Genomic DNA, 19,185 nt, shown 5'->3' with positions numbered 1-19,185 from the left:
CTTATTAAAAGTTTATATAAATAAATTTATATTTCAGGAGGAATGAACCATGGTAATAATTAGATTATTTTGCGCAGCAGGAATGTCAACAAGTCTTTTAGTAAACAAAATGAAGGAGGCAGCTAAGAATAAGGGGATAGATGTAGATATTGAAGCTTTTCCAGAAAGCCAGATGGATAAAAATATAGAGGGAGTTGATGTTGCATTATTGGGTCCACAAGTTGGATATACATTGAACAAAGCAAAAAAGATATGTGAACCTAAAGGAATACCTGTGGATGTTATACCAATGGTTGACTATGGAATGATGAATGGGCAAAAAGTTTTAGACTTTGCCTTGAAGTTAGCAGGAAAATAGTTAAAAAGTTTTTACAATATCATTTTTTATAAATTATCTAATAAACCTTGTTAATTTATATTTACTAATTTTTAAGGAGGAATTATTATGTCATCATCTGGGACAACTTTAAACGAAAAAGTATTGCCAATAGTTATGAAGTTTGTTGGTTTAAAGGGAGTTGTTGCATTAAAAGACGGTATTTTATTCACTTTACCATTAACTTTGGTAGGATCGGTATTTTTATTGCTAGCTCAATTGCCATACCAACCGTTAAATGATTGGCTAAATGTTACATTAGGTGCAGGATGGACTGATCCACTGTTTAAAGCAAATGGAGCAACATTTAACATGATAGCACTTGTTGCAACAATAGGAATAGCATACACTTATGCTAAAAATGAAGGTCATGAACCTTTATCAGCAGGAATAATATCATTTGTAGTATTTATATTAACAACTAGCTCTTCAGTAACTACTAAGAGCGGAGAAACAGTAGGTGATGTCATACCAACAGCATGGTGTGGTGGAAAGGGAATGGTTACCGCAATTATAATAGGATTAATAGTTGGAGCAGTTTACTCATGGTTTATGGCAAATAAGATTACAATAAAGATGCCTGATGGCGTACCACAGGGAGTTGTGAATTCGTTTGCAGCATTAATACCAGCAGCAGTTATAGTGCTTGGAGCAACAATAGTTTATATGATATTTAAATGGGGATTACAAACAACATTTATTGAATGGATATATAAAGTACTTCAAACACCATTACAAGGTATGACAGACTCATTAGGTGGAGTTTTAGTCATGGGATTTTTAATTCCATTCTTATGGTGGTTTGGTGTTCATGGAGCAACAATAGTAAGCGGTGTAATGTCAGGAATATTACAATCAAATACTTTAGACAATGCAGCTATAGTTACAAGCGGAAAAGAATTATCAATAGCAAATGGAGCTCATATAGTAACACAGCAATTTCTTGATCAATTTATGACAGTAACAGGATCTGGTATGACAATAGGTTTAGTAATATGTATGTTATTTTTTGCAAAATCGGCACAATGCAAACAATTAGGAAAACTCGCAATAGTACCAGGGATATTTAATATAAATGAGCCAATTACATTTGGAACACCAATAGTAATGAATCCATTTATGGCAATTCCATTTATAATTACTCCAATGCTATCAGGAACAATACTTTATTTTGCAATATTAACAGGAATAGTTCCACCATTTGGCGGGGTAATGGTTCCGTGGACAACTCCGGCACCAATATCAGGACTTTTGACAGGTGGAGTTAGAACAGCAATATTACAGTTATTAGTATTAGTGATGTCATTCTTCGTTTACCTTCCATTCTTTAAGAGACAAGATAGTATAAACTTAAAAAATGAATTGGCAGCTCAACATGGTGATAATATTCAGGCATAAGAATTACTAAATAATATTATTATGACAAGGAAAGATTAAAACTTTAGGTAATTAGATTTAAGCTTATCATTTGTAAAAAAGTACAAATGATAAGCTTTTTTTAAATTTGAGTTAATATTAATATTTACTATTTGCTGGTTCCACATTCCAATTATCTTTAGTAGAGTATACTGAAATTCCAGCAGGATCACTGCTTGTCTCAAATATGTTAACACCACATGTAGTTAGAACATTGTAAGATTCATTAGTAGTGCTAATAGATTCTTTAGCTCTAGAAATTATTCCTACAATTGGGTTAACATATCCGATAAATGGATACGATGAAGATGTTGGATTTCCATGATGAGGAATCTTTAATACATCAACTTCTTTTCCATCTAAGGCTTTTCTACTAACAAAGTCGTTTTCTGCGCCCCATTCAATATCTGCAGCAAATAATTCTTGAAGATCATGATAATTCAAATAAACAAGTGCAGAGTTATTGTTTAGCAATGTGTATTCTTGGTAAGGGTTGGATGCTTCAAAGCTTGGATAATCCTTATCAGCATGAACAAATTGTAAAATATTTTCGCTATCAATATATGATTTTGGTTCAGCTGTAACTAAAGGTACTCCGCTTTTCTTTATAGCATTCATTGTTGCTGTATATACTTCGTAATCATGTTTCATAATTTCTTTTTCACTGGCACTAGAAGTAGTATCATTCATACTTGCAAAATCTTTCATTTCAAAGTATTTTGGAACTAATATTTTTCCGACATTAAAGTTTTTAAGCAAATCAATCACTCCACCAATGTGATCTGAGTGAGGATGTGTAAGCACTACGTAATCTACAACTCCTTTTCCATTAGAAGTCTTGCTAGTGTTAGATTCAACAGCTTGTACACTACTACTAGTAGTAGATTGGAAGAAATCTTTCTTTAAGTTCTGGCTATTTAAGAAATCTATTAATGTACTACTAGTTGTTGTATCACCAGTATCTATTAAAACGGTCTCTCCACTAGGTAATCTTATAAATGCACAGTCAGCATTACCTACATTTAAATGACGTACAAATAGATAATCTTTATCGTTTTTATCTGAACCTTGGTAGTAACCATTTGAATTAAAATCTTCCATAGTTCCGTTTAAATAAAGCTTTCCAGTCGCAACAGAACCATCGGATTTTATGTAATATTTGTGATTTCTAGAATCAACCCAAGTATTTACAACCATTATTCCTTTGTCATCAGAATAATATTCTTTATTTTTATAATAGTAAAGGCCTTTTTGAAGTTGCCCATCATCGCTAAAGAAATACCAATTATCATCTATTAATGTTTTATGAGTAGCCATGTGACCGTATTGATCAAAATAATAAGTATCCCCATTGATTTTTTGCCATCCAGTTTCCATAGCACCGTTCTTATCTGTATAGTAGATATTATTATCATAAACCCATCCAGTTTGCAGTATTCCATCTTTATTGAAGTAATACCAGGTTCCGTCTATTTCCTTCCAGCCAATTACTACTGAAAAATCACTATCTAGATAATATTTATCATCATAGCCTTTATCTTTAGAAGTTATATCAGGATTAACATCTTTCTCCATGAACCATCCAGTTTTTTCGAGGACTTTATCACTAACTATATAGTATTTTTTAGAATCAATAGTTTTCCATCCATATGGAATAGATACTTCTTCTTGCTTATTCGGTACAGCAGTTGCGTTGTTATTATTATTATTATTATCTGTGTCTTTTTTTGAATCTTTTTCTGATTCGTTACTTGAAACGCTTGTACTGATATCTTTGTTAGTATTTTTTGAAGAATCTTCGTTTGTTGAATTATGTAAAGTTGATTCATTTGTTTTTTGTGAAATTTCATTTGTTTGCTGTTCAGCATATACTATTGTTTCTGTAAAAAGATGAAAAGATAAACAGATTAGAAAGAATAGTATAAAACTTTTAAAATATTTTGTCATCATTATCTTTTAACACTCCTTAAATTCAATACAAAATATTATAGCATATAATCAAGCAAATTTTAAGCCAAGTCTCGGGATTTATTCCGCATTATGTAAAATCAAGAAAAAATTTTTAGAGGTAATAGAAAAATAACAAGTCAATATGTTAGTGGATTTTGCATTATGTTTAGTACGGAGACTAAGCTAATAGTTCTCTATGAGATAGATATCTTTCCGTGTATGACGCAAAATACACAAGGCATTTTAGACTTGTTATTTTCTCTAATAATCATTGAACAAAACAAAATATAAATAACATAATTATATTGTTATCTTTTAACTTCTCAATAGCTTTTTATATAATTTAGGATTGATTTTAAATATAGAAAATAAAATTATCCAGTGAAGCTGTTTTTTATTGCTTTGAATATAAGATTTATATGTTTCTGATACCTTATGGTTAATCAAGGTTAAATATTCAGTATTATTTTCAATATTATTAGAACATTCAAAATAACAATTTATAAGCTTAAATAAATACCATTTTAATGTTTTTGAATATATTTCTTCATTATTTATATTTTTAATGAACTTAACTTTTTCATCGTAAACATCTATTATATCTAACCTTTTTTTATTAAACTTACTTGTAGTTATACTGTTAGGGGTGATTCTGTAGTAGTATAAAGGCATATTAGTATAAGTAATTTTATTAGCTTTATAATATAATTTATATGTAGTGCCTTCATCTTCATGAATTTTGCCTACAGGATAAGAAATATCTTTAAAGAGTTCTCGTTTATAGAGTTTATTCCAAGCTACTACTGTTTGTGTATATAAGTCATTATAGAAGTTATTTAGGCTTTCGATATTATTGTAAGAGTTAATGATCTCATTATCAATATGAGGTATTGAGCCATCGCTATTAGCTGTTTTAAAAAAATCGCAACATGAAATATCAGAATTATTTTCTTTCAATAATTTTAACAAAATTTCATACATACTTTTATCTAACCAGTCATCGCTATCTACGAAGCCAATATAGTTTCCTTTAGCTATCTCAAGACCAGCATTTCTAGCAGAACTTAGACCATTATTTTTCTTATGTATAACAACTATTCTATCATCCTTTTTAGAGAATTCATCACATATCTTTCCGGAATTATCCAATGAACCATCATCAACTAAAATAATTTCAAGATTCTTTTCAGTTTGATTTAAAATGCTATCTATACATTGAGGTAAATATTTCTCAACATTATAAACAGGCACAATAACACTAATTAAATCTTTAGTATTTTCCATAATATATTCTCCAATCTTTTACTAAGGTTAAAATTTGCTCTATAGATGGTTAAGCTGTAATAAATTATAACATATTAAGGCATAATTTAGAATTAATAATCTGTAGCAGGTATTGTAATAGAAAATTAAAAGTCAATATTTAATATGTATTATTGAGTTTTATGACTACATTGATATAATAAAAGGTAGATATGTATTAAAGGAGAAAAAGATGAACAATAATACTAATTATTCAAATTATGAAGACTTAGGGCTAAGAGATGCGCAGTTAATAATGGCAAGCATTTTAAAAGATGTGAAAAAAATTTGTGACAAGTATAATATTAGATATTTTTTAGATGCTGGAACGCTTATAGGAGCGGTTAGACATAAAGGATTTATACCATGGGATGACGATATTGATATTGGAATGCTTAGAGAAGATTATAATAAATTTTTAAGTGTAGTTAAAAATGAATTACCTGATCATTTGTTTTTGCAGACTCACGACAATGATCCTAATTATGATATCTATCAAGTTCCATGCAAAATAAGATATAATAATACACTTTTTATTGAAGATAAGATTGCAGAAAATGAAAAGATGCATAATGGTTTATTTATAGATATTATACCTTATGATAGTCTTCCTAAAAAAAGATGGGTATACAATATTCAAAGAAAAATAAGCAATTTTGTATTAAGAAGTTTCATAAGAATTAGAGAAAAACCTGAAAAGCTTACATTAAAAAATAAAATTACATATTTTGTTTATAATATTGTATCAAGCATTTTTACAACAAAAAGAAGACAAAAGTTATTTGATCTTTTAGTTAAATGGAATGATAAAAATTCAGAATATATGGGATATGGGTTGGATACAGTATGGAGTCAGTACATATATAAAAAAGAGGACTTTTTTGATTTAATAAAAGTTGAATTCGAAGGAGATTATTTTAATGCGCCTAGGAATTATGATGCTGTTTTAACACAATTGTATGGAGATTATATGACACTTCCGAAAGAAGAAGACAGAGTGTGGCATGCCAGAATAATTAAAAAGTTAAAAAATGCCCAATAGGCATGTTCGTTTTAATTATAAAAGAATGTAGATTTATTTATAGTAGTAAAACTATTTCTCTAAATGAGAGTATTTTTACTTAGCTATAATGAATGAAAATGAAAATTTACTTAAGAAAATGGCTTAATATTGCATATGGGCATCAATACTAGTATAATTCAAGTAGTGTTGAAAAGTTTAAAGTTATTTGACGGTACAGTATTTAAATATAAAAGTATATCACTCATCTCTGGTTGGAATATATTTCATGGGCTAAGTATAGTTTGTTATTGGGATATCCACAATTGATGTGAAAAATGATAATTTTAACATATATATTCTTTAAAACAAAAGAATATATATGTTCATAATGTCTATTAGTCCAATATTATAGTAAGTTATGGCATTAAATAGGCCAGTATGCTGACTTATTGTTTTCTGAATATAATTAAATAAAAGGAGCGAATAGTTTTGGTAAAAGTATCTATCATTACTCCTGTTTATAATGTAGAAGAATGTATTGAAAGAAGTATTAAATCTGTTATGAATCAAACTTGCAAAGATTTTGAACTTTTACTTATAGATGATGGATCGAAGGATAAAAGTATCGATATAGCAAGAGGATTACTTGAAAATTCAAGTATAAATTATAAAATCATAACTCAAAAAAATTCGGGTGTTAGTGCGGCAAGAAACAGAGGAATAAAAGAAGCTAGTGGAGAGTATATAACTTTTTTAGATTCAGATGATTATATTGATCATAAATTTGTTGAGCGTATGTATGAAAAAGCCGAAGAAAGTAAATGTGAGATAGTTTTTTGTGATTATAGTGAGGTTGACGCTAAAGGAAATGTACTAGTCCAAAATAGAACTAACTATTTAAATGAGTTCATTAGCGGAAAAGAAGCTGCTCTTATGCAGTTAAAAGATGATATAACAATAGGAATGAGAAGTGCTATATATAAATCTTCCATTATACAAGATAATAATCTTTTATTTGATACTAAAAGAAAATATGGAGAAGATATGGTCTTTGTTGTAAAGGCATTGTTATATGCAAAAAAAGTTATAAGCGTAAATGAAGTATTGGCTTTTTATGTTATATGGGGAAATTCTGTGACTCAAAATGTATCATTGAAGCATTTGGATTGCTATTATTCATATATTGACCTATTAAATGATATAAAAGGTGATGAAAGCTTAAAGAAGATAAAAAGTTTTTTAGTTGAATTTAAGATACCTTATTCAATATCACATGTTTTTTCGGTATTAGGTAAGGATTCAAATTTCCATGAGGAACTTTTTAAGTTTTTAAATAAAGAGGATGTAAGAAAATATTTAAAGAATTATAAAATGCAAAAGTTGGATAAGAATAATATTAGATATTCTATTCAATGTAAGGGAATGCTGTCTTGTCCTAAATTGTTAATAAAAGTTTTAGATAAAGTAAGATAATAGTTTAAATTAGGACATTTTAGTGAGAATCTCTGAAGTAGGAGGGGAAGTATAGTGAAGAATTGGAAGACTTTTATAGTTATGATAATCGATATGTTTATGGTTAATATGGCATATCTTTTCTCAATAAATATAACCAATAGTGGAGATTTTACATTAATTGCGAAAATATACACTCATGATTGTATAGCGTTAAGTTTAATTTATTTAGTATGTTTTTACTTGTTTAAAATGTATGAAAGTCTATGGCATTTAACTGGTACTGACGAGTTTTTGTTAGGTGTTGGTGGAAATATTTTAGCAGGAATAATATCAATAGGGTATACTAGAATTCTAGGTAATACAATTCCGTTAAATGTTTCGGTTGTCGGAATACTTTTAAGTATTTTCTTTGTATTAGGATATAGAATATTGTATAGGGTATATAGAAGAACTCTTTTGTACATACCATTTAAATACTCATCAGACCAAAGAAGAGTAATGATAGTCGGGGCCGGCTCTGCTGGAACTATGCTTATTAATGAAATGATGGCAAGAAGAGAACTAAAGTATAATCCGATAGTTCTTATAGATGATGATAAAAGTAAGCTTGGAAAAAGAATATCAGGTGTAAAAATAGAAGGAAACAGATACGATATACCTTATATAGTTGGAGATCAGGAAATAGATTTAATATTAATTGCGATTCCATCTCTTGATGCGAAAAATAAGGCAGAAATAATTGAAATTTGTAAGAATACAAATTGTAAACTTCAAATAATACCTGGAATGTACGAAATACTAAGTGGAGACGCTACAGTTAGTAGAATAAAAGATGTTGATTTAGAAGATTTGCTTGGAAGAGATCCTATTCAACTTGATAATAAAGGGATTTCAGATTATATAGAAGGAAAGACTATATTAGTAACTGGAGGGGGAGGATCAATAGGTTCGGAACTTTGCAGACAAATTTCTGTATATAATCCTAAAAGACTTATAATATTTGATATTTATGAAAACAATGTATATGATATACAAAATGAACTTAGAGAAGAGTTTCCAGACATGAATCTTACTGTATTAATAGGTTCAGTTAGGGATAGAAAGAGACTTCATGAAATATTTACAAAATATAGAGTAAATGTGGTATTCCATGCAGCAGCACATAAGCATGTGCCTTTAATGGAAGATAGTCCTAAAGAGGCTATAAAAAACAATGTTTTTGGAACTTTGAATTTAGCATTAGAAGCAAGTGAGGCTAACGTAGAAAGATTCGTTATGATTTCAACAGATAAAGCTGTTAACCCAACTAATATTATGGGAGCAACAAAAAGATTATGTGAAATGATCATTCAAGCCATGGATAAGCAGTCTAGGACAGAATTTGTTGCGGTTAGATTTGGAAATGTGCTTGGAAGTAATGGATCAGTAATACCATTGTTCAAAAGACAAATTGCTAATGGTGGCCCTGTAACTGTAACTCATAAAAAGATTATTAGATACTTTATGCTAATTCCAGAAGCTGCGCAGTTAGTGCTTCAAGCCGGTGCTTTTGCAAGAGGCGGAGAAGTTTTTGTATTAGATATGGGAAAACCAGTTAAAATTTATGACTTGGCATGTGATTTAATAAGGCTTTCAGGGCTTGAACCCAATAGAGATATAAAAATTGTAGTTACAGGTCTTAGACCAGGAGAAAAGCTATACGAAGAACTTTTAATGAGTGAAGAAGGATTAGAAAATACGGTTCACAATAAAATATATGTAGGTAAACCAACATTTGAAGATATGAATAGCTTAACAATTAAGCTGGAGCAATTACAAAAGTTATTGGAGCTTAGCGATATATCAGAGATTAAGCATCAAATGCAAAAGATAGTTCCAACATATCATTATAAAAACGAAGATGAAGTGGCTGCAGAAAATGCAGATAAGGAGTAATAATGACGAGAGAAGATGTAATTAGAAATATATTTTTAGCTATTATATTTGCTATTAGTGGATTTTTAGGAATAGCAAATGGAAGTTATATAGTATCTATAATGTACATATTGACAGTAGTAATATTAGTAGTTTTTATTCTTAAAGATAAAGATTTATATAATATGTTCTATACACTACTTTTAATTTCTGCATTTTATGACTATACATTGTATGTACCAAGAGTGCAAAGTGTATATTTATTTCATATAGTTTTGGGAATATTTACACTTATGTCATTGTTTAGAATATTTAAAGACAGACAGATTTTAATGGACTTGGATAGAAAAGTATTAGCAATATATGTACTTTGGTTTATATATATGTGTGTTAGTATAATATGGTCGTTAAACAAAAGCCTGTCAATAAAGTATATAGCTATCTACTTGATGATGTTTGCGTTTATTGTAAATATGATGGTATATAACATTAATAGGGAAAGAATTAAAAAAACAATTGCTATATTATTGTCGCTACTTTTACTTATCGTATTAATTGGTTTTATAGAAGTTATTCTTGGAAGACAATTGCCAGTTAAACATTACGCTGACGCATTTATTGAGTTCTTGCCAAAAGATCAACAAAATCTAATAAATGCAAGACCAATAGTATTTTCATTTAATCCAAATAATTTATCTGCTACACTTGCAATGTTGTTACCAATTGGGTTTTATGCAATATACAAAGTTGAGAATATGTTTTTCAAGATAGTTTGTATAATTGCTTCAATTATTGCTTTTTCGCTAATTTCAATAATAACATCAAGAACAGGTTTTGCAGCAGCTATATTTGGAGTTGTAGTTTATTTGATTTACTCAATTATAAATATAAAAAGGATAGGATTGAAGGGGATAGTATGCCCATTAATTTTAGTGATTTCTCTTTTTCTGGCCTTTAAATATAGTTATATGATAATGAATATTGCACAAACAGAATCTGGTCAGGAGCAGAAGAAAAATGGTCTTGCAGATAAGCTTGATGCTCTAGGGGAGCAAGAAATTCAAGAAGGCGGAGATGGATCTCTTAATGTTAGATGGACAATAGTAAGCGATGTATTAAGAGGAACAATAAAAGAGAAACATTATCTAGGCTATGGAGTAGGAAATGTTGAACAATATATTAAGGATCAAGGAAATACGGGAAATATATATAGTCCACATTGCTATCCAATAGAGATACTTGGTGATTTTGGATTACCAGGGTTAGCGATTTATGGTATATACTATTTATATTTATTGGTTCAAAATATAATTATTGGGATAAAGAAAAAAAGTGCCATGTGCTTTGCAGCTGCAACTGGGCTTATAGCGTTTGCACCAGCAAGTTTTGGGCCTAGTTCCATAACGTATGTATTTTCATATTGGATGCTTATGGGGTTTGCAGTAGCGTGTATACAAGTTTACAAAAAGGAAAGTGATGAGTATAGACCAACATCATCATCTTCAATGAAGGAATATAGAATAGGATAATAGAGAACACGAGTATTTATAAGTTAAAATATAGCATAATTCAGATATTAATATATTATCAAATAAAAAATGGAAGGAATGCCTTCCATTTTTTATTTGATTATTTTGAGTTGTTAAAGTTTTATATTTCAAATGTTTAGAATATGTTTATTTACACTTATCCTAAATATTTCTCAATAATTTCTGTAATTATTGAAGAACTGTCTCCATTTCCAAATGCAGAAGCAGGAGTACCTGTTGGATTGAAGTTTTCTATAGCATCCATTATCTTATCAGAATTGCTTCCAACTATAACGTTCCAACCGTTAGTTACGGTTTCAACCCATTCAGTTTCATCTCTCATAGTTATACATGGTTTCTTTAGGAAGTATGCTTCTTTTTGAACTCCGCCACTATCTGTAACTATCTTTTGAGAATTTTCCTGAAGAGAAATCATATCTAAATATCCTACAGGATCAATAATTCTTATATTTTCTCCAACATGCAAATCATACGTTTCAATAAATTTCTTCGTTCTAGGATGTAGTGGAAGTATGATTCTCTTGCCAGAGTTATTTAAAGCGGTAATGATTGAAGATAATCTTTCAATACTGTTAGTGTTTTCAGCACGATGTATTGTTGAAAGTATATAACTATTTGGTGCTAAATCAAGTTTGTTAAGTATTGTTGATATATCTTTAGCTCTTTCTTTAAAGAGATTTATTGCATCATACATTACATCACCGACATTATGAACACCTTTTGTAATATTTTCATCCTTTAAGTTATTTAAAGCAGTTAAAGTAGGTGTGAAAAGTAAATCGGATATATGGTCTGTTAATATTCTATTTTGCTCTTCAGGCATAGCCTTATTGAAACTTCTAAGACCAGCTTCAACGTGCGCTACAGGAATTAATAATTTGCTTGCACATAGGCTACCTGCAAGAGTTGAATTTGTATCTCCATAAACTAAAACCATATCTGGCTTTTCTTTTAAGTATATTTCTTCAAGAGATATTAACATGCTGCCAGTTTGATGTCCATGATTAGATGAACCAATGTTTAAATTATAATCTGGCTTTGGAATTCCAAGCTCTTCAAAGAATATGTCAGACATATTATTATCATAATGCTGTCCTGTGTGTACTAAAATCTCACTGTTTCCATTTCTTCTAATTTTATTAGATACTGTCGCGGCTTTAATGAACTGTGGTCTTGCACCTATAACAGTTAATACTTTCATATAATAGGCCTCCTTAAATTTTAGGTATTTATTTGTAAATTATTTATATTTACGTATAAATAAATATAAAGTGAAGTTTATTTGAGATTAGAATTATCTCAACCTGAATATTAGTTAAACTTATAAAAAATAATCACCACAATGTCTAGGTGTATGCGAATGATATTACACTTACGCAGAATTAAAAATTGATTTAGTGTAACTCGTCTAAGCGAACCACTCAAAAGCGAATTCCTAAAGTTTACATTTTAGAAACATAAGATTTCGATTTAGAGTTTTTATGTTCTGTCCTTCGCCATCTCCCTGTGAGTACTTGGCTTATTGCTATATAATCACTCAGCTGACTTTTGAAAGAAGGCTCTCTCATAAAGAGTAAGTGCTATAGAGGCTAGACATCAGATAACGTTATTTTATCATATAAAATTCATAAATGAAATAATATGGGTGATATTATAAAGTAAAAGCTTATATTCATATTGTTGAAATGAAGTATTTCATATGTTATTCTTATACTGATTATAACTCTGGAGGGAAAAAGATGAAAAACTGTTTAGTACTTTTAACTAAAGTTTTTCCTTTTGATAAAGGAGAAGAATTTATAGAAGGCGAAATAAAAATGCTTTCTGAAGCTTTTGAAAAAGTAATAGTGATAGCAACTAGTGTAGCTGATGATGCGGTACAAACAAGAAGTATTCCTAGTAACTTTGAAGTACATAAAATTAAGGCTTCAAAAATAAAGCATAGTTTACCTATTAGTGCTGTGAAGCTATTTCCATTTTATAATTATAATGGATGTGTAGATAAAGAAGAACGCAATGCTATTAGTGGTTCCATAAAAAAGAAAGCTTATTTAACATATTTTACGGCAAAAGCAAACAGTGTTTTAAAAGAAGTTTTGGAAATCATTAAAAAATATAATATGGATGAGTATAGCGGGATAACTTTATATAGTTATTGGTTATATGATATTGCTTTTGTGGCAATAAAACTTAAAGAACTTTATGGTAAAAAGATTACAAGAGTAGTAAGTAGAACACATAGATATGATCTTTATGCTAATGAAAACTCGATGAATTATATACCACTTAGATATTATTTCCTAAGAAATTTAGACGCGGTATATCCATGTTCTGACGATGGAAGTAATTATCTAAAGAAGCTTTATCCAGATTACTCAGATAAAATTAAAACTGCATATCTTGGGACAAAAGATTATGGAACTTCTCAAGGATCAAAAGACTTAACATATAGAATTGTGAGTTGCTGCCATGTTTCACCAGTAAAGCGTATAGATTTATTGGCAAAGTCACTGGCAACATTGAAAGATTCGGGATTAAATCTAAAATGGACACATTTTGGAGCAGGAGATGGTTTGGATCAAATTAAGGAGTATGCAAGAGAAAATCTTGATTTTATGGAGACAAATTTTCCTGGGAGTGTTAAAAATTCCGAGTTAATGGAATATTATAAAAATGAATCAGTCGATTTGTTCATAAACACAAGTAGTTCAGAAGGATTACCGGTTAGTATCATGGAAGCATGTTCTTTTTCAATTCCAACAATTGCGACTAATGTAGGCGGTACGGCTGAGATTGTTAAAGAGGGCGAAACTGGATTGTTATTGGATAAAGATTTCGATCCTGAGGAGCTTGGAAATAAAATTAAATATATGGCGGAAATATCAGAGGAAGAAAAACAAAAATTCCGTGATAGATGCCGTTCACTTTGGACTGAAAATTTTTGTGCAGATAGTAATTTTAGAAAATTTGCACATGGAATTAGAGCAGTCCAATAAAATCAATTAAAAAGTTCTGATTTATTTTTATCAGAACTTTTTGGTATATATTAATTATAGATTATCTAAGAAGAATGCGGCAGAAAGTTTATCTAAGATGATTGCGGATAGGTTAGATTTTAGCATTCACTTTCCAGACTCACCTTCGTTCGCTGGATAAGTTTGACTAGCAAAATCATAAAATAGATAATTGTGGTAGAGAGTATGAAAAGAGTATTTTGGGCAATTCTTAAGATATTTTTCAGAGGAAACTCGACTCACATACGCTCGCTGAGTAAGTTCACATAGCAAAATCATAGATTTTGAGCTTCACTTATGTTATAATCTATAGCGTTAATTAACATTATAATGCAAAAAAGGAGCAATTAAGATGAATATCTTACTTATAAATCATTACGCAGGGTCTGATTATCATGGAATGGAATTTAGACCTTATTATATGGGGCGAGAATGGGTTGATATGGGACATAAAGTAATCATACTTGGTGCTGATTTTTCACATTTACGAAAGAAAAACCCACAAATAAAAGAGGATTTCGAAGAAGAAATTATAGATGGAATTACATATGTATGGGTTAAAACTCCAGAATATCAGGGGAATGGAGTTGGAAGAATTAAAAATATATCAACATTCATGTTCAAATTGAGAATGAATTATAAGAAACTTGCCGATAAATATAGACCAGATGCAGTAATAGCATCTTCGACTTATCCTTTAGATATATATCCAGCTCATAGGATTGCAAAGAGGAGTAATGCTAAACTGTTTTTTGAGATACATGACTTATGGCCTTTAACGCCAATGGAAATAGGAGGGTATTCTAAGAATAATCCAGCTATAGTTATGCTTCAAAGAGCAGAGGATTTTGCTTTTAAAAATTGTGATAAAATTATTTCAATTTTACCTAATGCAGATAGTCATATGAAAGATAGGGGATTTAGTGCGGATAATTATGTTCATGTTCCAAATGGAATAATTGTTGGAGAGAAAAAAAATGCTCCTATGGAAAAAACTATTGAAAGATTACAAGAACTAAAAGATGAAGGTTATTTCTTAGTTGGATATACAGGAAATCACTCGCCAGCTAATGTATTAGATACGATGATTGATGCTGCAAAGAAAACTACAGATGAAAAAATAAAGTATGTATTAGTTGGAAATGGAAACGTGAAAAATGAATTAATACAATATGCTAAAACTAGTAATGTAACGAATGTTGAATTTCTAGATCCTGTACTTAAAGATAATATGGATAATGTACTAAGATTATTAGACATATGTTATATAGGACTAAAAAAGCAAAATTTATTTAATTATGGCGTAAGTCCAAATAAATTATTTGACTATATGATGGCAGCAAGACCAGTAATATATGCAGTTGAGGCTTCGAATGATCCAGTGAAGGATTCGAATTGTGGTATTACGGTACCAGCAGAAGATCCAGATGCTGTTGTGAAAGCAGTTATGGATATTAGAAACTTAAGCGAAGATGAAAAAAATAACTTGGGCCAAAATGGTAAGGATTATGTGTTGGAAAATCATACTTATCGCGGGCTTGCAGAGAAATTTTTAGATGCACTAAAATAACTTAAAAATTTATGAAGAAATTCAATAATATGAGCTGAATTGACTAAAAAGTTGTAAAATAGTTAATATAATATTATATGTTCTGAAATAAATGAATTAGGAGTAAATAGATGAATACATTCAATAAAGTAGTTAAAAGAATATTTGATTTGATATGTTCTACTTTAGGACTTATAGTTTTAAGTCCGATTTTGATAGTTATTGCCATTAGGATAAAAACAGATTCTGATGGACCTGTATTTTTTAAACAAATAAGAATTGGTGAAAAAAATAAAGAATTTGAGATTTTAAAGTTTAGAACTATGGTTGTGGATGCGGAAAAGTTAGGAAGACAAATTACTGTAGGGAATGATAGCAGAATTACTAAAATAGGTGCTTTCTTAAGAAAATATAAACTTGATGAACTTCCACAATTAATAAATGTATTTAAAGGGGACATGAGCCTAGTAGGGCCGAGACCAGAAGTTCCTAGATATGTAAAGATGTATAATGAGGAACAGAGAAGGGTTTTAGAAGTTAAACCAGGGATAACAGATTTGGCATCAATTAGATATAGAGATGAAAATGATTTACTTGGAGAAGCAGAAAATCCTGATGATTTTTACATAAACACAATTATGCCAGATAAACTTGCATTAAATCTAGAATATATAAATAAAAATAATATATTTTTAGATATTTATATAATACTTAAAACAATAGTAAAATGCATTTAATCAAAGAAAAATATAGATTTGTAATTATCTCAGACAGAATTCGAAATTAAAAAATCAAAGAAAATCGTTTCGATAGCTAATGAAGTTAAAATACTATTATTTAAAATTAGTGTCTTAACTTCTGATTTTAGCGTATGTATTTAAAATATTGTTCTAAATGCATTGGTAAAACTAACTTTAAAGGAAATTATGAACTATTGAATTTGACTAAAAGTATTTAATTTGAGAGAGGTAGATTAATATGAAAAAATTAAAATTTGCTATTATTGGTTGCGGAAGAATCTCATATAAGCATGTTGAAGCATTAGCTAAAAATGTAGAAGAAGCGGAACTTGTAGCGACTTGTGATGTGGTTTTAGAAAAAGCGGAAGCAAAGAAATCTGAATACATAGAAAAAACTGGAGCAGCTGAAGATTCTGTGCATGTCTATACAGATTATAAAGAAATGTTAGAAAAAGAAGATATAGATGTGGTTACAATAGCAACAGAAAGTGGTTATCATGCTGAAATTGCTATTCATAGCATGAAAAAGGGGGCTAGTGCATTAGTAGAAAAGCCAATGGCTATGTCCATTGAAGATGCTAATGAAATGATTAAGGTGGCTAAAGAAAACGATGTTAAGCTTGGAGTTTGTCATCAAAATAGGTTTAATAAGCCTATACAGAAATTAAGAGAAGCTATAGAAGACAAAAAGTTTGGAAAATTAGTTAATGGTACAGCTAGAATACTTTGGAATAGGAATATGGGATATTATGAACAAGCACCTTGGAGAGGAACTTGGGCATTAGATGGTGGTACACTTATGAATCAGTGTATACATAATATAGATTTACTTCAATGGATGATGGGTGGAGAAATCGAAAGAGTTTATGCTGAATGTGATACTTATCTAAGAGATATTGAAGCTGAAGATTTTGGGGCTGTAATAATAAGATTCAAAAATGGTGCTATTGGAATAGTTGAGGGATCAGCTTGTGTTTATCCTAAAAATCTAGAAGAAACATTAAGTATATTTGGCGAAACAGGAGCAGTATCAATTGGTGGTCTTGCAGTTAATGAGCTTGAAACATGGAGATTTGAAGGCGAAGATGAAGAAGCGGTTAAGAAGTCTGTAAATGTTAAAATAGACAACGTATATGGGGAAGGTCACACACCGTTATTTAAGGATGTAATAGATGCTATAAATGAAAATAGAGATCCACTAGTATCAGGAGAAGAAGGTAAGAAGGCAATGTCTATAATACTTGCAGCATATAAATCAAGAAAAACAGGAATGCCAGTAAAATTTCCATTAACAGATTTTAAAACATTAGATATGAAAGAGAATTAGCAAAGATTTTAGTTTAAATGTATTAAGTTGTTGAATACATTTAAACTATTATTTCATAAATATGTAAAAAGTATATATAAAATAGGAATACTTAAAAAATGTGTTGGGCAAAATTAATTAGAATTGTTTATTATGGCTTAATATATTTAAATTACCAATAATAAGATGAGAGGATGATATATCGTGAAAGTAAAAAAAGCTATTATACCAGCCGCAGGTCTTGGAACAAGATTTTTACCTGCAACTAAGGCACAACCAAAGGAGATGCTTCCAGTAGTTGATAAACCAACAATTCAATACATAGTTGAAGAAGCAATCGCTTCTGGAATTGAAGAAATCTTAATCATTACAGGTAGAAACAAAAAATCTATAGAAGATCATTTTGATAAATCAGTAGAATTAGAATTAGAATTAGAGAAGTCTGGAAAATCAGAATTACTTGAATTAGTAAGAGATATATCTGATATGGTTGATATACATTATATAAGACAAAAGGAACCAAGAGGATTAGGTCATGCAATTCATTGTGCAAAGACTTTTGTTGGAAATGAACCATTTGCTGTTTTACTAGGTGATGATATTGTTGATAGCGAAAAACCATGCTTAAAACAATTAATAGACTGTTATAGCGAATATAAAACTACTATCCTAGGAGTTCAAACAGTAGCTAAAGAAAATGTTTCCAAGTACGGTATAGTAGATGGAATACATGTTGAAGATAGAGTTTATAAGGTAAAAGATTTAGTTGAAAAGCCTAATACCGAAGAAGCGCCAAGTAATGTTGCTATACTTGGAAGATATATTATAACACCAGAAATATTTAATATATTAGAAAATACTAAGCCAGGAAAAGGTGGAGAGATTCAATTAACAGACGCATTGAAAACTTTAATTGGAACTGAGGCTATGTATGCATATAACTTTGAAGGTAAAAGATATGACGTGGGAGATAAACTTGGATTCTTGCAAGCAACAATAGAATTTGCCTTAAAGAAAGATGAATTAAGAGATGAATTTATAGATTATTTAAGTTCTAAGCCATGGGAAAATAACTATTAGAAAATAAATTAAGAGTAATTAAATTAATAAATCCTAAAGTATATTTTAGGATTTATTAATTTATAAAATATACATAACGATAGTAGTTTTGATATGTATATAAAAATCCAATGTTAGAAGTTGAACTTTTAAAAACTAATAACGATTGGTATACTTTTGAATTAAAAATCTTATACCAAATATAATTAGTGAAATAAGTAATACAATATTTAATACCGAATTACCAAATTGTATAAATAGTGTACATATCAATAAAAATATAAATACACCTAAAAGCCATTGTATAAATCTCATTATTTTGTCTCCTCGTAAAATTAATTTTGTAATATTAGTTTATCCTAAATTGAAAGATGCAATTCATGAAAATTTTCCTAGTAATTGAAGAGAGATGAAGAATATAGTAAAAATCGTTATAAAAAGAACTAATTATAATTAACCTTATTATAATTTTTTGTGGCGTGTACATGCTGGCATATGCAATTTAAAGATATAGTAAAATTTACAAACAGCTTGAAGTAATTGTATTCAAT

At 29.5% G+C, this 19,185-nt stretch carries 14 protein-coding genes; 11 read left to right on the top strand and 3 right to left on the bottom strand.

What is annotated here, in order from left to right; genetic code table 11:
* Positions 1-49 precede the first annotated feature (49 nt).
* Both L3B96_RS24480 and L3B96_RS24475 read left to right on the top strand, forming a co-directional pair.
* A complete protein-coding gene (locus L3B96_RS24480) occupies positions 50-358 on the top strand; it encodes a PTS sugar transporter subunit IIB (protein ID WP_012060790.1) in 309 nt (102 codons plus the stop codon).
* Between the two features lie 87 nt (positions 359-445).
* Positions 446-1,774, top strand: coding sequence for a PTS sugar transporter subunit IIC (locus tag L3B96_RS24475; protein ID WP_012060789.1), 1,329 nt, complete (start codon positions 446-448; stop codon positions 1,772-1,774).
* A 117-nt stretch (positions 1,775-1,891) separates the two neighbouring features.
* Here the strand turns inward: L3B96_RS24475 and L3B96_RS24470 are convergent, their stop codons facing one another.
* Both L3B96_RS24470 and L3B96_RS24465 read right to left on the bottom strand, forming a co-directional pair.
* Entirely contained in the window at positions 1,892-3,742 is a 1,851-nt protein-coding gene (locus L3B96_RS24470; protein WP_238948815.1) for an MBL fold metallo-hydrolase, read from the bottom strand.
* 315 nt (positions 3,743-4,057) lie between these two features.
* Positions 4,058-5,026, bottom strand: coding sequence for a glycosyltransferase (locus L3B96_RS24465; RefSeq protein ID WP_238948814.1), 969 nt, complete (start codon positions 5,024-5,026; stop codon positions 4,058-4,060).
* Between the two features lie 211 nt (positions 5,027-5,237).
* Here L3B96_RS24465 and L3B96_RS24460 point away from each other — a divergent pair, with 211 nt between their 5' ends.
* The 4 genes from L3B96_RS24460 (at position 5,238) to L3B96_RS24445 (ending at position 10,945) form a co-directional block, all read left to right on the top strand.
* Positions 5,238-6,086, top strand: a complete 849-nt coding sequence (locus tag L3B96_RS24460) for a LicD family protein (RefSeq protein ID WP_238948813.1) — start codon at positions 5,238-5,240, stop codon at positions 6,084-6,086.
* A gap of 450 nt (positions 6,087-6,536) precedes the next feature.
* Complete coding sequence (locus L3B96_RS24455) at positions 6,537-7,520, top strand: glycosyltransferase (protein ID WP_017211264.1); 984 nt, start codon at positions 6,537-6,539, stop codon at positions 7,518-7,520.
* A 54-nt stretch (positions 7,521-7,574) separates the two neighbouring features.
* Complete coding sequence (locus L3B96_RS24450) at positions 7,575-9,437, top strand: nucleoside-diphosphate sugar epimerase/dehydratase (RefSeq protein ID WP_017211263.1); 1,863 nt, start codon at positions 7,575-7,577, stop codon at positions 9,435-9,437.
* A 2-nt stretch (positions 9,438-9,439) separates the two neighbouring features.
* Entirely contained in the window at positions 9,440-10,945 is a 1,506-nt protein-coding gene (locus L3B96_RS24445) for an O-antigen ligase family protein (RefSeq protein ID WP_238948812.1), read from the top strand.
* Between the two features lie 157 nt (positions 10,946-11,102).
* Here L3B96_RS24445 and wecB read toward each other — a convergent pair whose 3' ends face one another.
* The gene (gene wecB / locus L3B96_RS24440; protein ID WP_077855247.1) at positions 11,103-12,167 is read right to left on the bottom strand and encodes a UDP-N-acetylglucosamine 2-epimerase (non-hydrolyzing); all 1,065 of its coding nucleotides are present in this window, start codon (positions 12,165-12,167) and stop codon (positions 11,103-11,105) included.
* A gap of 538 nt (positions 12,168-12,705) precedes the next feature.
* On the opposite strand from wecB, the gene L3B96_RS24435 reads away from it, so the two are divergent.
* The 5 genes from L3B96_RS24435 (at position 12,706) to galU (ending at position 18,655) form a co-directional block, all read left to right on the top strand.
* Positions 12,706-13,962, top strand: coding sequence for a glycosyltransferase (locus tag L3B96_RS24435; RefSeq protein WP_238948811.1), 1,257 nt, complete (start codon positions 12,706-12,708; stop codon positions 13,960-13,962).
* A 370-nt stretch (positions 13,963-14,332) separates the two neighbouring features.
* Positions 14,333-15,550, top strand: a complete 1,218-nt coding sequence (locus L3B96_RS24430) for a glycosyltransferase family 4 protein (RefSeq protein ID WP_238948810.1) — start codon at positions 14,333-14,335, stop codon at positions 15,548-15,550.
* Between the two features lie 110 nt (positions 15,551-15,660).
* Positions 15,661-16,266 (top strand): sugar transferase, encoded by a 606-nt coding sequence (locus tag L3B96_RS24425; RefSeq protein ID WP_012060775.1) that lies wholly within the window; start codon positions 15,661-15,663, stop codon positions 16,264-16,266.
* A 241-nt stretch (positions 16,267-16,507) separates the two neighbouring features.
* Positions 16,508-17,596, top strand: coding sequence for a Gfo/Idh/MocA family oxidoreductase (locus L3B96_RS24420; protein WP_012060774.1), 1,089 nt, complete (start codon positions 16,508-16,510; stop codon positions 17,594-17,596).
* 183 nt (positions 17,597-17,779) lie between these two features.
* On the top strand, positions 17,780-18,655 hold the full coding sequence (gene galU / locus L3B96_RS24415) for a UTP--glucose-1-phosphate uridylyltransferase GalU (protein ID WP_012060773.1): 876 nt from the start codon (positions 17,780-17,782) through the stop codon (positions 18,653-18,655).
* Positions 18,656-19,185: the final 530 nt, after the last annotated feature.

Source organism: Clostridium sp. YIM B02569 (assembly GCF_022320765.1).
GTDB lineage: Bacteria > Bacillota > Clostridia > Clostridiales > Clostridiaceae > Clostridium > Clostridium beijerinckii.
This window is presented reverse-complemented; position numbering and strand designations above follow the sequence as displayed.